The sequence below is a fragment of the Rhizobium sp. O111 genome (assembly GCF_055616315.1).
Window position 1 is genome coordinate 234540 of sequence record NZ_JBSHXL010000003.1, and the last position, 13778, is coordinate 248317.

The window sequence follows — 13778 nt, forward strand, 5'->3', positions numbered from 1 at the left end:
GTGCTAAGCCGGGGGATCAGAATTCGAAAAGGATCGATGCATTGGGATAACAGCCGGACCGTTCATGCTCGTTGCGCTGCTGCTTTTGCCGTTCATCGGAAGCATTCTATCGGTCTTTTTCTTGAGGACGGCATCACGTCGTCTGCCCGCTGGTCTTGCTGGTTTCGTCGTCCTCATTTCCCTTTTGCTCACCGCCTTTCTTTACCCGCAAGTCATTGATGGTGGCGTCATTCGCTTTAACGGTGAATGGTTGCCGCAGCTCGGTCTTGATCTGACGCTGCGAATGGACGCGTTTGCGTGGATTTTCACCATGCTGATAACCTCCATCGGCTTTCTGGTGATCCTCTACGCCCGCTATTACATGTCGGAAGACGATCCGGTCCCGCGGTTCTTCTCGTTCCTGCTTGCATTCATGGGTGCAATGATAGGCATTGTCATATCAGGCAATGTCATCCTGCTGTCGGTGTTCTGGGAGCTGACAAGCATCTTCTCTTTCCTGCTGATAAGCTATTGGCACAACAATTCCGCCGCGCGCGATGGCGCGAGAATGGCGCTGACGATCACCGGGATCGGTGGCTTCTCCTTGTTGATCGGCCTGATCCTGCTCGGCAAGATCGTCGGCAGCTACGATCTGGACAAGATCCTGAACTCGGGCGACCTGATCCGAAATCATAGCCTATATGTGCCCGCGCTGATCTTCATTCTGCTTGGAGCTCTGACGAAGAGCGCCCAGTTCCCATTCCATTTCTGGCTGCCCAACGCCATGTCGGCGCCGACGCCCGTGTCGGCGTTCCTGCATTCGGCGACGATGGTGAAGGCGGGTGTCTTCCTGCTCGTGCGTTTCTGGCCCGTCCTGTCGGGAACCTACGAGTGGTTCTGGATCCTAGGCGCCGCGGGCATGATCACCTTGCTGCTGGGCGCCTACTTCGCGATATTCCAGCGCGATCTGAAGGGGCTGCTCGCCTATTCGACAATCAGCCATCTAGGATTGATCACGACACTATTGAGCCTGGGAAGCCCATTGGCGACGGTGGCGGCGATTTTCCACATGCTTAATCACGCGACGTTCAAGGCGTCGCTGTTCATGGCGGCCGGCATCATCGACCACGAGACCGGAACGCGCGACATGCGCAAGCTGAGCGGGCTGTACCGGTTCATGCCGATCACGGCGACGCTTGCCGTCGTCGCCAGCGCCGCCATGGCGGGCGTGCCGCTGCTGAACGGGTTTCTTTCGAAGGAAATGTTCTTCGCGGAAGCGGTCGAGACCCATGCCGATTCCATCCTCGACAGAATTCTACCCTATGTCGCAACGCTCGCCAGCGCCTTCAGCGTGGCCTATTCCCTGCGCTTCATTCACACCGTTTTCTTTGGGCCGCCGCCGACAGACCTGCCGATCGCGCATCCGCACGAGCCGCCGCGCTGGATGCGCTTTCCGATCGAGTTTCTCGTCGTGCTGTGCCTGGTCGTCGGTATCGTGCCTGCACTCTCGATCGGACCATTTCTCCATAGCGCGGTGATCAGCGTTCTGAGAGACGACACGCCTGAATACAGCCTCTCACTGTGGCACGGGATCAATCTTCCGCTGATCATGAGTGTCATCGCGCTGATCGCTGGAACCGCGATATACTGGGCATTGAAAGGTTACCTGTCTCGCTGTGACGATGGACCGCCCTTTATCCGGCGGCTGAAGGGGCAGCGCATTTTCGAGCGAATCCTCGTGGAAGTCTCCTGGCGCTGGGCGCGCGTTGCCGAGCGACGCTTGGGAACACGCAAGTTGCAGCCGCAATTGCGGTGGTTGGTGCTCGCGGGGCTGCTTGCCGGCGCTCTGCCACTTTACTCGCGTGGCTTTGAGCATCGGCCCTTTGCCTATTCCGGCGTCGATCCTGTCTTCGCCGCGCTATGGATGATCGGAGTGTGTCTGGCGATCGGAACCGCCTACACGGCCAAATACCACCGACTGGCCGCGCTGATCATGCTCGGCGGTGTCGGCCTGATCGTCTGCATCACCTTCGTATGGCTTTCGGCACCCGACCTAGCCATCACCCAGCTGTTGGTGGAGATCGTCACCACCGTTCTCATCCTGTTGGGCCTCCGTTGGCTGCCGAAGCGATCCGAAGACATTCGCGAATCCATGACGATCCGCGCCCGGTTCCGGCGCTTCCGCGACTTCGCGCTCGCCGTCATCTGCGGTGTCGCCATGTCGGCAATCGCCTATGCCGTTATGACGATGCCGGTGCCCGACGCGATCGCCAACTATTTCCTCGAGCATGCCTATTCGCTCGGCGGCGGACGAAACGTCGTGAACGTGATCCTGGTGGATTTCCGCGGCTTCGATACACTGGGCGAAATCGCTGTGCTCGGCGTCGTCTCGCTCACCGTCTACGGTCTGCTGCGTCGTTTCCGCCCGGCTGAAGACAGCATGGGGATGCCGGAGCAGCAACAGGTTCAGAATCGCTTCGACGAGGAGCGGCCCGAACGGTCCGCGGGCGACACGGTGCGTGACTACCTGCTCGTGCCATCGGTGATCATGCAGTGGATGTTCCCCGTCATCATCACCTTCTCGGTCTATCTCTTCATGCGCGGGCATGACCTGCCGGGCGGCGGGTTCTCCGCGGGATTGACGCTCTCGATCGCCTTTCTGCTGCAATATCTCGCCGGCGGTACGCGCTGGGCCGAGGACCGCATCCGCATTCTGCCGCTGCGCTGGATGGGCGCGGGGCTGTTGACGGCGGTGTTGACGGGCGCCGGCGCCTGGTTGCTCGGCTATCCGTTCCTGACCTCGCATTCGCGCTATCTCGAGCTGCCCCTGATCGGCAAAATACCGGCGGCGACGGCGCTGCTCTTTGATCTCGGCGTCTTCTCCCTGGTCGTCGGATCGACCGTGCTTATCCTTGTCGCCCTTGCCCACCAATCACTGCGGATCAATCGCTTGCGCACGATCGAAGCGGCCAAATCGGAGGAGCGGTGATGGAACTGGTTCTGTCGATCGCCATCGGCATCATGACGAGCTGCGGGGTCTGGCTTATCCTGCGCCCTCGCACCTATCAGGTGATTATCGGGCTTTCGCTGCTCTCCTACGCCGTCAACCTGTTCATATTCGGCGTCGGCGGCGTGAAGGCCAACGTGCCGCCGATCCTGGGCAATGACGATCCGTCCATTCTCGCCGATCCTGTGCCGCAGGCCCTGGTGCTGACCGCGATCGTCATCGGCTTCGCGACGACGGCGCTGTTTCTCGTCGTCCTCCTGGCGTCGCGCGGGCTGACGGGCAGCGACCATGTCGACGGAAGGAACGAGCCGAAATGAACGGTTGGTCCCATCATCTCATCGTCGCGCCCATCCTAATTCCGCTGATCGCTAGCGCGCTCCTGCTGTTCATCGACGAGCGTCGCCGGGTCGCCAAGGCAATGGTCAGCCTCGCCTCCGCGATCTTGCTTACCGTGATCGCCTTCATCCTATTCAGGATCGAAAGTGGCCCCAACGGCTTCGAGGGCGTTTATCTGGTCGGCAACTGGTCGGCACCCTTCGGCATCGTGCTCGTTCTCGATGGCCTATCAGCCATGATGCTGCTTCTGACCGCGCTGCTTGCCGTGTCGGCACTCGTCTTCTCGCTGGCGCGCTGGCATGCCGTCGGCGCGCATTTCCACAGCATGTTCCAGTTGCTCCTCATGGGGGTCAACGGGGCGTTCCTCACTGGCGACCTCTTCAACCTCTTCGTCTTTTTCGAGGTCATGCTGGCAGCATCCTATGGCCTCCTGCTGCACGGCTCCGGTCCGCTGCGCGTCAAGGCCGGCATGCATTATATCGCCATCAACCTCGTGGCCGCCCTGCTGTTCCTGATCGGCGTCAGCCTCATCTACGGAACCGCCGGAACGCTCAACATGGCCGACCTTGCGGCCCGCATCCCCGAGATCGAGCCTGACCGGCGTATGCTGATGGAGGCCGGCGCCGGCATATTGGGTGTCGTCTTCCTCATCAAGGCCGGCATGTGGCCACTGTGCTTCTGGCTGCCCACCGCCTATAGCGCCGCATCGGCGCCGGTGGCCGGTATCTTCGCGATCATGAGCAAGCTCGGCATCTACGTGATCCTGCGGCTGACAATGCTTTTGTTCGGCGAGGGACCTTCGGCCGGGTTCGGTGCGCCGGTGCTGCTTTATGGCGGCATGGCGACGCTGATCTTCGGGATCGTCGGCGTTCTCGCGTCGCAGGCGCTCGGGCGGCTTGCTGGCTTTTCCGTACTGGTCTCCTCGGGCACGCTGCTGATGGTGCTCGGCATCAACGACGGCGCCGTCTCTTCCGGCGCGCTGCTTTATCTCGTCAGCTCGACACTCACGATCAGCGCCTTCTTCATGCTGATCGAACTCGTCGAGCGCGGCCAGGATGCCGGCGCAAACGTGCTAGCCGTGACCATGGAAGCCTATGGCGAGGCCGACGACGAGCCTGAAAACGAGAAAGAGGGCGTGACCATGCCCGGCACCATGGCCGTTTTGGGCATCTGCTTCGCCGCCTGCGGCATCCTCCTGTCCGGCCTCCCGCCGCTCTCGGGCTTCGTCGCCAAGTTCGCCATGCTCTCGGCGATGATGGGCACCGGCTCCATCGGCGTGCCGCCCACGGCCGCGATCTGGGCTCTGGTCGTTCTTGTCATTCTCTCGGGCATCGCCGCATTGATTTCCATGACGCGCGTCGGCATCCGCACCTTCTGGAGCTCGATCGAGGGAACGGTTCCCCGCGTGCTGGTCATCGAGATCGTGCCGGTGATGTTCCTCTTGGCCCTGACGCTCGCACTCACCGTGCGGGCCGGGCCGGCGATGCAGTACATGGACACGACGATCCGTACACTGAGCAAGCCGTCCATCTATATCGACGCGGTCAACAACGCGCTTCCGATCAAGGGCGTCAAAGCTGGAACGGAGGGCGAGTGATGCTTCCCTATCCCATTCTCGCGACGTGCCTTCTCATCATGTGGCTGCTGCTCAACGGCTTCACCCTTGGCCATTTCATTCTCGGCCTAATCGTCGCGGTCTTCGCGGGCTGGGCGATGGCATCCTTGCAGCCGGAACCGATACGGGTGAAGAAATGGTACCTGCTCCCTAAGCTCTTCGGCCTAGTGTTCCGTGATATCGTCAAGTCGAACATCGACGTCGCGTGGATCATCCTGCGCAGCGGCAAACGTCGGCACAATCCCGGTTTTATCACCGTCCATCTCGAACTCCGCAGCCAGTTCGCGCTCGCCGTGTTAGCCGTCATCCTGACGAGCACGCCGGGGTCCGCCTGGCTGGAATATGATTCCAACGATCATTCGGTGCTGCTGCACGTTCTCGACATCCAGAACGAAGCCGTATGGCGCGATACGATCAAGAACCGCTACGAAGCGCTGTTGCTGGAGATATTCGCATGAGTGCAATCATCCTCTTCACGGCCGTTTCGGTCGCCCAGATCATGCTCGTCGCCGCCATGGCCATCGTCTCGATCCGCATGTTCGTCGGGCCCCGCGCGCAGGACCGGATCCTAGGCCTCGACACGTTCTACATCAATGCCATGCTGCTTCTGGTGACATTCGGCGTCGGAACGGGACGGGTGGTGTATTTCGAGGCTGCTCTGGTCATCGGCATGATCGGCTTCGTTGCGACCGTCGCGCTGGCGAAATTCCTTATGCGCGGAGAGGTGATCGAATGATGCACCCGGCTATGGATATGCCTGTTTGGGTGGCGGCGCTGGTCGCCTTCTTTCTCGTGCTCGGCGCCCTTCTGGCGCTGATTGGCGCGATCGGATTTCTGCGTCTGCCAAGCTTCTACCAACGCATTCACGCGCCCACCCTCGGGACTAGCTGGGGAATTGGTGGCGTCATGCTCGGCTCGATGATCTTCTTTTCCGTGGCGTCGTCGCGATTGGCGATCCACGAGATTCTGATCGGCATTTTCGTGACGGTAACGACACCCATCACGCTGATGATGCTGGCGCGCGCTGCCTTGCACCGGGATCGCGCCGAGGCAAATGGAGAGGCGCCTCCAAAGCACAACCCGGAGCACAGATAGGAGCTTGTCGGCCACCTGACTGGTTGGGGTCGTGATGTTAAACTCCGCGAGACCGTCATGCCAGCCGATGTGGATGCGCGTTCACCGTCGGGCGATCCCACAAGAGCAGCTTTGCCCGCAACCCGAATTCTGTTTGGATGTTGGTGTCACTTCACATATATCGATATCAGTGTCATCACTAAAGCCGAGGTGATATCGATGCCGGCCGTAACGATCCGCATTCTTCCTGATGAAACACATCGCGCTTTGCGCGTGCGCGCGGCTCACAATGGCCGCGGCACGGAGGCTGAAATCCGCGACATTATCGAGGCCGCGGCTCGCCCTTCTCAGGGCGTAAAGCTTGGTTCTCTGTTGCTGGGCATTGGTCGCAATGCAGAGCTCTCCAATGCGGATGTCGAAGCCCTGCAGCGGACACGTGATGATACGCCTGCCGAACATATGACTTTCGAATGATCCTTCTAAACACCAATGTGATATCCGAACGCCGGCGGAAGCCGGTGGCCTGTCGCATGCACTGCGGCGGATGGCGGGGATTGCAGATTTTCGCTACAGTTCCGAGCAGTATTACATGCATGTCGACCCGTCGAACGATGTGCTGGCGACGACGACCTTTACCGGTGAACATGCTTATTGGATCGATGGCGTCACCATGCCTGTTGTCTGGAAGCGCATGTATGGCAAAGGCCGCGTTTTCTACTCGTCGCTTGGCCATGCTGCCAAGGAATTCGATGTGCCGCAGATGTATGAAATCTTCAGGCGCGGTGCTCTCTGGGCCGCGCGGTAACACTTACCTCAGAACGGGCGGGATTTCGGACACGTTTGGCTCAAAGTTTCCGAGCTCAATGAGCTCGAACATCCGTGTCAGCATTGCCGGCACATCCTGGCGGACCATCTCGATGTTGTCGCCGAGGAGGGCGACGAGAGGGTCGTAGTCGAAGCAGCCGAGGGCGAATTCCTGTTCGCTGACAGGTCCGGCGAGCCGCACCCAGCGCAGCACACCTTCGAGTGTAATCGTCGAATTGACGAACATGCCTCTCGAAAACGGCAAACCGCTTGCGGCGCGCTCTTGGAGCGCGCTTTGCGCCTTTTCGGGGGCGTAGCCACAGGCGATGACCCTGTGGTCCTCAAGGTCGATGCCGTGATCCGCATGTGCCTGGCGAAAGCCCCTCAAGCGTTCCATCGTGTTGTGATCGCCACCGCGTCCGCCAACGAACATCAGAGGCTCCATGGCGCCAAATCTTTGTTGGCAACTGACGAGAATTCTTCGCGTCAGCTCCCGGGCGCCTGCGAAATTGTCGGAAATGACTGAAGGAGCGAGTGTGCCGGGCAGATCGAGGTTGATCGTGCGCACGCCGGCGGCGGCGCAAAGCTCGGTGATCCTGTCTGGGTCGGTCGCACCTGTCGCGATCACGCAGTCCACCTGATACGAAAGCATCGTTCGAGCGGCCTCGATCTCAAGCGCGGGGTCGCGTCGCGTGCAGGTGATGAGCGGGAAGAGGCCCTTGTCACGCGCCATCGTCTCGAAGAGCTCGACGATCGAACCGAAATACCGGTTGTCGTACTTGGGAACGATCATCCCAATGATGTGCGACTTCTCGCGACGCAGGAGACTTGCCTGCATGTTGAGCGCGTAACCCTGCTCTTCGGCTATGCGCGTTATCTTCTCCGCAAGCTGCTTGCTGATGCGCCGCTTCTTCCAGTTTCCGTTCAAGACAGCGCTGACCGCGCTCGCGGATGTGCCCGCGAGTTCCGCAAGGTCGTAGATCGTTGTTCGCTTCTGCTGCCTGTCCAGACTCAAAATTCTCATCTCCTGTATCGGGCGCTAACTTGACATCAAACCAGAGAAGTGGCAAATCTTGCTTCATCGATTGAGCAAGTGCGCTCAATCGATGATACGTGTCAGCTAGGAGGCTGGCACCGGGAGGTGATTTCGCAGCTATTGGTGGTCCTCTTTGCCGTGCGGCTCTCGTCGAGCCGCGGCTTGAGGCGATGACGCATCGCGCATCAGGCCGATGTTGCGGCAATGGCCGAACCTTGCCGTTGGTCAATTAAGGAGGAGAACATGACCTATCGCAAACTTTCCCTGATGTCGGCGACCATGCTGATGGCGCTCGGCGGAGCAGCATTCGCCCAGGAAGCGTCCACGGTGGCGTTCCTGATGCCCGATCAGGCATCAACCCGCTACGAGCAGCACGATTTTCCGGGCTTCAAGGCGGAAATGGAAAAACTGTGCGCCAAGTGTACTGTCGTCTACCAGAACGCCAATGGCGACGCGTCGCTGCAGCAGCAACAGTTCAACTCGGTGATTGCGCAGGGAGCCAAGGTCGTGGTCCTCGATCCGGTCGACTCGGCCGCCGCCGCGGGCCTCGTGGAACTCGCCCAGTCCCAGGACGTCAAGGTCATCGCTTATGACCGTCCGATCCCGGACAAGCCTGCCGATTTCTACGTTTCCTTCGACAATGAAGGTATCGGCTACGCGATTGCCAAGTCGCTTGTCGAGCATCTGAAGAAGTCGGGTGTGCCTGACGGAGCCGGCGTGCTTGAGATCAACGGCTCCCCGACCGATGCGGCCGCCGGCCTTATTCGCGACGGCATCCATCGCGGACTTAAGGAATCCAAGTACAAGACGCTTGCCGAATTCGACACGCCGGAATGGGCGCCGCCGAAGGCGCAGGAATGGGCCGCCGGCCAGATCACGCGCTTCGGCGCCGATATCAAGGGCGTGGTCGCCGCCAATGACGGCACCGGCGGTGGTGCGATCGCCGCGTTCAAGGCGGCGGGCGTCAACCCCGTTCCGCCGGTCACCGGCAACGACGCGACGATCGCGGCACTGCAGCTCATCATCTCGGGCGACCAGTACAACACGATCTCCAAGCCTTCCGAGATCGTAGCGGCGGCGGCCGCGCAGGTCGCTGTCCAGCTCATCAAGGGCGAGAAGCCGGAAGCCAAGACGACGCTTTACAACACGCCGTCGCAGCTCTTCATCCCGGCCGTCGTCACCGCCGAAAACATCAAGGCGGAAATCTTCGACAAGAAGATCCAGACGGCTGAGCAGATCTGCACCGGCGAATATGCCGAGGGCTGCAAGAAGCTCGGCATCGGCAACTAAAAGCCGATCCGCCATTCCGGCCGCACCGCGTGCGGCCGGTTTCTCAAGGACGTACAAAGGCCCTCAGCCATGAGCACCACAGCAAGCAATGTACCGGAGCGCGGGCAGCCCATCCTGCGACTACGAAACGTGTCGAAGAATTTCGGTGCCGTCTCGGCGCTGACCGATATCGAACTGGACGTCAAGGCGGGCGAAGTCGTGGCCCTGGTGGGAGACAACGGCGCCGGCAAGTCGACGCTAGTCAAGGTTCTCGCGGGCGTTCACCAGCCATCGTCCGGCTCGATCGAGTTCTGCGGCCAGAGTGTATCGCTCGACAGCCCCGGCAAGGCGCTGGAACTCGGCATCGCCACCGTCTTCCAGGATCTGGCGCTCTGCGAGAACCTCGACGTCGTCGCCAACCTGTTCCTCGGGCATGAGCTCTCGCCGTGGTCGCTCGACGAGGTGGCGATGGAGGTCCGAGCCTGGACACTGCTTCGGGAGCTGGCCGCGCGCATCCCATCCGTCAGGGAGCCGATCGCCTCTCTGTCCGGCGGTCAACGCCAGACGGTAGCGATTGCAAGGTCGCTCCTCCTCAATCCGAAGATCATCATGCTCGACGAGCCGACGGCCGCACTCGGCGTCGCGCAGACCGCCGAGGTGCTCAATCTGATCGAGCGGGTCCGTGATCGCGGCCTGGGCGTCATCATCATCAGCCACAACATGGAAGACGTCCGCGCCGTAGCCGATCGCATCGTCGTATTGCGGCTGGGCCGAAACAACGGCGTCTTCACGCCAGATGCCTCCAACCAGGAACTCGTGGCCTCGATCACGGGTGCCACGGAAAATTCCGTCTCGCGCCGCATCGAGCGCAAGACAGGCACGGCGCAGGAAAACAGCGGGAGACCGGCATGAGCCAGAAACCATCCGATACAACACTCGCACCCGCCACGACGCTCGATCGCAGCGACGAACGCGTCCGCCATGACGACAGCATGATGGCGATGGTCGGCGCTTTTATCGATCGCGTCAAATCCGGCGATTTGGGCATGCTTCCCGTCGCGGTCGGGTTGATCGTCATCTCGACGGTCTTCTCGCTTCTCAATCCGGTGTTCCTCGCGCCCAACAACCTCGTCAACCTGCTCTTCGACTGCGCGACCGTCGGCATCATTTCACTCGGCATCGTCTGCGTGCTGATGCTCGGCGAGATCGATCTCTCCGTTGGCTCGATGAGCGGCCTGTCATCCGCCATTCTCGGGGTTCTCTGGGTGAACAACGGCCTCCCGTTTGTCGTCGCGATCATCGCGGCCATCGCGGCCGGCGCGGTCATCGGGACCGTCTACGCCGTGCTTTACAATCGGCTGGGAATGCCAAGCTTCGTGGCGACGCTTGCCGGCCTGCTGGCGCTGCTCGGCATGCAGCTTTACATCCTAGGCCCGAGTGGCAGCATCAACCTTCCCTATGCTTCCCCGCTCGTCCGCTTCGGCCAGATCCTGGTGATGCCCGATTGGCTGTCTTATCTGCTCGCTCTCATTCCAGGCGCCGTGATCATCGCCAAGGGCCTGCGGACACGCCAGCAACGCGCTGCCGTCAACCTATCGTCGCAGCCCTTCGCGGCGACAGCCATCAAGGCCGTCGTGCTGACCGCGGCACTCGAATTCGCCGTCTACTATCTCAACCTCGGTCGCGGCATTCCGTGGATGTTCGGCCTGTTCGTCGCCATCGCGGTGGTCTTGAACTACGGCCTGACGCGTACCCAATGGGGACGCTCGATGTTCGCGGTCGGCGGCAATCGCGAAGCCGCGCGGCGCGCCGGCATCAATGTTCGCCGCATCTATCTGAGCGCCTTCGTGCTTTGCTCGACGCTTGCCACCATCGGCGGCATTTTGTCAGCCTCGCGTCTTGCCTCATCGAGCCAGCAGGCCGGCACTGGTGACGTCAACCTCAACGCCATCGCCGCCGCCGTGATCGGTGGGACGAGCCTCTTCGGCGGCCGTGGCAGCGCCTATTCCGCGCTGCTCGGGATCATCGTCATCCAGGCGATCTCCAACGGCCTGACCCTGCTCAACCTCAGCTCGTCGTTGCGCTACATGATCACGGGCGGCGTTCTCGCCATTGCCGTCATCGTCGACTCGCTCGCCCGTCGTTCCCGCGTCAGCCACGGACGCGCCTGATCAAACTTCTAGGAGTAAATTCATGACCGACCTCATGAAAGGCAAAGTCGCCGCCATCACCGGCTCGGCTTCCGGCATCGGCCTCGAATGCGCCCGCACATTGCACGCCGAAGGCGCGACCGTCGTTCTCATCGACCGCGCCAAGGACAGACTGGACGAAATCTGCGCGGAGTTCGGCGAGCGCGCATTCCCTCTCGTCGTCGATCTTCTCGACGGCAAGCAACTCTCTGGCATCCTTCCCAGGATTTTGGAGATCGCTGGTGGGCTCGACATTTTCCACGCTAATGCCGGCGCCTATATCGGCGGGCAGGTCGCCGAAGGCGATCCCGATGCCTGGGACAGGATGCTGAACCTCAACATCAACGCAGCCTTCCGCTCCGTTCATGCCGTGTTGCCGCACATGATCGCCCAGAAGTCGGGCGACATCCTGTTCACCAGCTCGATCGCCGGTGTCGTGCCGGTTGTCTGGGAACCGATCTACACCGCCTCGAAATTCGCGGTGCAGGCATTCGTGCATTCGACACGCCGCCAGGTCGCGCAACACGGCGTACGCGTCGGCGCTGTCCTGCCGGGTCCGGTCGTGACCGCGCTGCTTGATGACTGGCCGAAGGCGAAGATGGAGGAAGCGCTTGCCAATGGCAGCCTGATGCAGCCAAGGGAAGTCGCCGACTGCGTGCTCTTCATGCTATCGCGGCCGCGCAACGTGACCATTCGTGACCTCGTGATCCTCCCCAACAGCGTCGACCTCTAGAGACCGTGATCTCCGCGCGATGCGCGGGCATCAGCCATTCATGCCAGAAAGATGAGAGACCATGAGCGACGAAGTCCAAACACCGCGCTACGTGATCGGCGTTGACGTCGGCACCGGAAGCGCTCGCGCGGGGGTGTTCGATCTCGGCGGACGGATGCTGGCTTCGGCCAAGCGCGACATCACGCTTTACCGCGAGGCGGGATCGATCGTCGAACAGTCGAGCAACGAGATCTGGCGGGCGGTCCGCGACGCCGTGCGTCAGTCCGTTCAAGATGCAGGCGTAAGCCCGGAGACCGTCGTCGGACTGGGCTTCGACGCGACATGCTCGCTCGTCGTCCTCGGTGACCAGGGCAAGCCCTTGCCGGTCGGCCCATCGGAGGATCCCGACCGCAACATCATCGTCTGGATGGATCACCGGGCGGTTTCGCAGGCGGAGCGGATCAATGCGCTCGGCCATGAGGTCCTGCGCTATGTCGGCGGGCGCATCTCTCCCGAGATGGAGACGCCCAAGCTGCTGTGGCTGAAGGAGAATCGGCCTGACGTGTTCGACGCGGCGTGGCAATTCCTCGATCTCGCCGATTACCTGACCTGGCGCGCCACCGGCGACCTCTCGCGCTCCACCTGCACCGTCACCTGCAAGTGGACCTATCTCGCGCACGAGAAACGCTGGGATCCGACATATTTCGAGGAAGTCGGCCTCGGCGCGCTGGCGGATGAAGGCTTTGCCCGCATCGGCCAGACGATTGTCGAACCAGGCTCGGCGCTTGGTGGCGGCCTGACGCCGGCTGCGGCGGCGGAACTCGGTCTGTTGCCGGGGACGGCGGTTGCCGCCGGACTGATCGATGCCCATGCCGGCGGGATCGGGACGGTCGGCTTCGGGGACGGACCGACGGCGAACCTCGGCTATGTCTTCGGCACCTCATCCTGCACGATGACATCAACAGTCGAACCGGCCTTCGTGCAGGGCGTATGGGGACCCTACTATTCCGCGATGGTTCCTGGGCTTTGGCTCAATGAAGGCGGCCAGAGTGCCGCGGGTGCTGCGATCGAACAGCTTCTCTCCTTTCATCCTGCCGCGGCGGAAGCGACGCAAATTGCAAAGGACAAAGGCCAACCGCTTCCCATCATGCTTGCCGACCTCGCCGCCAGCACAGCGGGAACCGATGCCGCCTCGCTCGTGACAGGCCTTCACGTCGTCCCTGAATTCCTGGGTAACCGCGCACCGCTGGCCGATCCGCACGCCCGCGCGCTGATCGCGGGCCTTGGCATGGAACGCGATATCGACAGCCTTGTCCGGCTGTACGTGGCGGGGCTCTATGGCATCGGTTATGGGCTCAGGCAGATCATCGACGCACAAGCGCAGGCGGGTGTCGAGATCGATACGGTCGTCATCAGCGGCGGGGCCGGGCAGCAGGCTTTCGTTCGTCAGCTTTTGGCGGATGCCTGTGGCAAGCCTATTGTCGCGACGTCAGCCGATGAACCGGTGTTGCTAGGCGCGGCTATCCTTGGCGCGGTCGCCAGTGGCCGTTACCGCGATGTTCGCGACGCGATGAGCATGCTGACGATGGTCGACGGAACGTTCACGCCATCCGCGGGCCCGGCCGCCGATATTCACCTGCGGAGATATGACGCTTTCAAGCTGTTGCAGCAGTTGGGGCAGCAAGTGCGTGATTGCTGATCAAGGATAGGCCTTCGCCCCATCCGTCGCGCTTTTGCTGGAAGTGCTGGAAGTCCAC

The 13778-nt window shown here is 61.5% G+C and carries 13 protein-coding genes and 1 pseudogene; 13 read left to right on the forward strand and 1 reads right to left on the reverse strand.

The window, feature by feature from the left end; translation table 11 throughout:
* Nucleotides 1–46: 46 nt before the first annotated feature.
* The 8 genes and pseudogenes from ACVTFQ_RS26880 to ACVTFQ_RS26915 all read left to right on the forward strand — a co-directional run.
* Complete coding sequence (locus tag ACVTFQ_RS26880; protein WP_470424613.1) at nucleotides 47–2968, forward strand: monovalent cation/H+ antiporter subunit A; 2922 nt, start codon at nucleotides 47–49, stop codon at nucleotides 2966–2968.
* Nucleotides 2968–3303 carry a Na+/H+ antiporter subunit C gene (locus tag ACVTFQ_RS26885; RefSeq protein ID WP_018897795.1) on the forward strand — a complete coding sequence of 112 codons (336 nt, stop codon included), beginning with the start codon at nucleotides 2968–2970 and terminating at the stop codon, nucleotides 3301–3303. Before ACVTFQ_RS26880 ends, ACVTFQ_RS26885 begins: the two co-directional genes overlap by 1 nt.
* The gene (locus ACVTFQ_RS26890; protein ID WP_470424260.1) at nucleotides 3300–4919 is read left to right on the forward strand and encodes a monovalent cation/H+ antiporter subunit D; all 1620 of its coding nucleotides are present in this window, start codon (nucleotides 3300–3302) and stop codon (nucleotides 4917–4919) included. The genes ACVTFQ_RS26885 and ACVTFQ_RS26890 overlap by 4 nt, the downstream gene beginning before the upstream one ends.
* The gene (locus ACVTFQ_RS26895) at nucleotides 4919–5395 is read left to right on the forward strand and encodes a Na+/H+ antiporter subunit E (protein ID WP_470424261.1); all 477 of its coding nucleotides are present in this window, start codon (nucleotides 4919–4921) and stop codon (nucleotides 5393–5395) included. The genes ACVTFQ_RS26890 and ACVTFQ_RS26895 overlap by 1 nt, the downstream gene beginning before the upstream one ends.
* Complete coding sequence (locus ACVTFQ_RS26900) at nucleotides 5392–5673, forward strand: K+/H+ antiporter subunit F (RefSeq protein ID WP_037185734.1); 282 nt, start codon at nucleotides 5392–5394, stop codon at nucleotides 5671–5673. The genes ACVTFQ_RS26895 and ACVTFQ_RS26900 overlap by 4 nt, the downstream gene beginning before the upstream one ends.
* Nucleotides 5673–6032 carry a monovalent cation/H(+) antiporter subunit G gene (mnhG, locus tag ACVTFQ_RS26905; RefSeq protein WP_111564590.1) on the forward strand — a complete coding sequence of 120 codons (360 nt, stop codon included), beginning with the start codon at nucleotides 5673–5675 and terminating at the stop codon, nucleotides 6030–6032. Before ACVTFQ_RS26900 ends, mnhG begins: the two co-directional genes overlap by 1 nt.
* A gap of 198 nt (nucleotides 6033–6230) precedes the next feature.
* Nucleotides 6231–6485, forward strand: coding sequence for a FitA-like ribbon-helix-helix domain-containing protein (locus tag ACVTFQ_RS26910; protein WP_470424614.1), 255 nt, complete (start codon nucleotides 6231–6233; stop codon nucleotides 6483–6485).
* A gap of 70 nt (nucleotides 6486–6555) precedes the next feature.
* Nucleotides 6556–6816 (forward strand): annotated as a pseudogene (locus ACVTFQ_RS26915) (ThuA domain-containing protein); the annotation flags it as partial.
* A gap of 3 nt (nucleotides 6817–6819) precedes the next feature.
* On the opposite strand, the gene ACVTFQ_RS26920 reads toward ACVTFQ_RS26915, so the two are convergent.
* Entirely contained in the window at nucleotides 6820–7830 is a 1011-nt protein-coding gene (locus ACVTFQ_RS26920; RefSeq protein WP_470424262.1) for a LacI family DNA-binding transcriptional regulator, read from the reverse strand.
* Nucleotides 7831–8094: 264 nt separating this feature from the next.
* On the opposite strand from ACVTFQ_RS26920, the gene ACVTFQ_RS26925 reads away from it, so the two are divergent.
* From ACVTFQ_RS26925 to ACVTFQ_RS26945, 5 genes are all read left to right on the forward strand, one after another.
* On the forward strand, nucleotides 8095–9141 hold the full coding sequence (locus tag ACVTFQ_RS26925) for an ABC transporter substrate-binding protein (protein WP_112435625.1): 1047 nt from the start codon (nucleotides 8095–8097) through the stop codon (nucleotides 9139–9141).
* Nucleotides 9142–9210: 69 nt separating this feature from the next.
* Entirely contained in the window at nucleotides 9211–10032 is an 822-nt protein-coding gene (locus ACVTFQ_RS26930; RefSeq protein ID WP_111564519.1) for an ATP-binding cassette domain-containing protein, read from the forward strand.
* Complete coding sequence (locus ACVTFQ_RS26935; protein ID WP_111564520.1) at nucleotides 10029–11291, forward strand: sugar ABC transporter permease; 1263 nt, start codon at nucleotides 10029–10031, stop codon at nucleotides 11289–11291. Before ACVTFQ_RS26930 ends, ACVTFQ_RS26935 begins: the two co-directional genes overlap by 4 nt.
* A 22-nt stretch (nucleotides 11292–11313) precedes the next feature.
* The gene (locus ACVTFQ_RS26940) at nucleotides 11314–12042 is read left to right on the forward strand and encodes an SDR family oxidoreductase (protein ID WP_112949522.1); all 729 of its coding nucleotides are present in this window, start codon (nucleotides 11314–11316) and stop codon (nucleotides 12040–12042) included.
* A gap of 61 nt (nucleotides 12043–12103) precedes the next feature.
* Nucleotides 12104–13720, forward strand: coding sequence for an FGGY-family carbohydrate kinase (locus ACVTFQ_RS26945; RefSeq protein ID WP_112435621.1), 1617 nt, complete (start codon nucleotides 12104–12106; stop codon nucleotides 13718–13720).
* Nucleotides 13721–13778: the final 58 nt, after the last annotated feature.

Bases quoted from the DNA above. Each gene is read 5' to 3' on its own strand.
- ACVTFQ_RS26945 (WP_112435621.1), top strand. From the start codon at position 12,104: ATGAGCGACGAAGTCCAAACACCGCGCTACGTGATCGGCGTTGACGTC.
- ACVTFQ_RS26935 (WP_111564520.1), top strand. From the start codon at position 10,029: ATGAGCCAGAAACCATCCGATACAACACTCGCACCCGCCACGACGCTC.
- ACVTFQ_RS26900 (WP_037185734.1), top strand. From the start codon at position 5,392: ATGAGTGCAATCATCCTCTTCACGGCCGTTTCGGTCGCCCAGATCATG.
- ACVTFQ_RS26930 (WP_111564519.1), top strand. From the start codon at position 9,211: ATGAGCACCACAGCAAGCAATGTACCGGAGCGCGGGCAGCCCATCCTG.
- ACVTFQ_RS26910 (WP_470424614.1), top strand. From the start codon at position 6,231: ATGCCGGCCGTAACGATCCGCATTCTTCCTGATGAAACACATCGCGCT.
- ACVTFQ_RS26925 (WP_112435625.1), top strand. From the start codon at position 8,095: ATGACCTATCGCAAACTTTCCCTGATGTCGGCGACCATGCTGATGGCG.
- mnhG (WP_111564590.1), top strand. From the start codon at position 5,673: ATGCACCCGGCTATGGATATGCCTGTTTGGGTGGCGGCGCTGGTCGCC.
- ACVTFQ_RS26940 (WP_112949522.1), top strand. From the start codon at position 11,314: ATGACCGACCTCATGAAAGGCAAAGTCGCCGCCATCACCGGCTCGGCT.
- ACVTFQ_RS26890 (WP_470424260.1), top strand. From the start codon at position 3,300: ATGAACGGTTGGTCCCATCATCTCATCGTCGCGCCCATCCTAATTCCG.
- ACVTFQ_RS26895 (WP_470424261.1), top strand. From the start codon at position 4,919: ATGCTTCCCTATCCCATTCTCGCGACGTGCCTTCTCATCATGTGGCTG.
- ACVTFQ_RS26885 (WP_018897795.1), top strand. From the start codon at position 2,968: ATGGAACTGGTTCTGTCGATCGCCATCGGCATCATGACGAGCTGCGGG.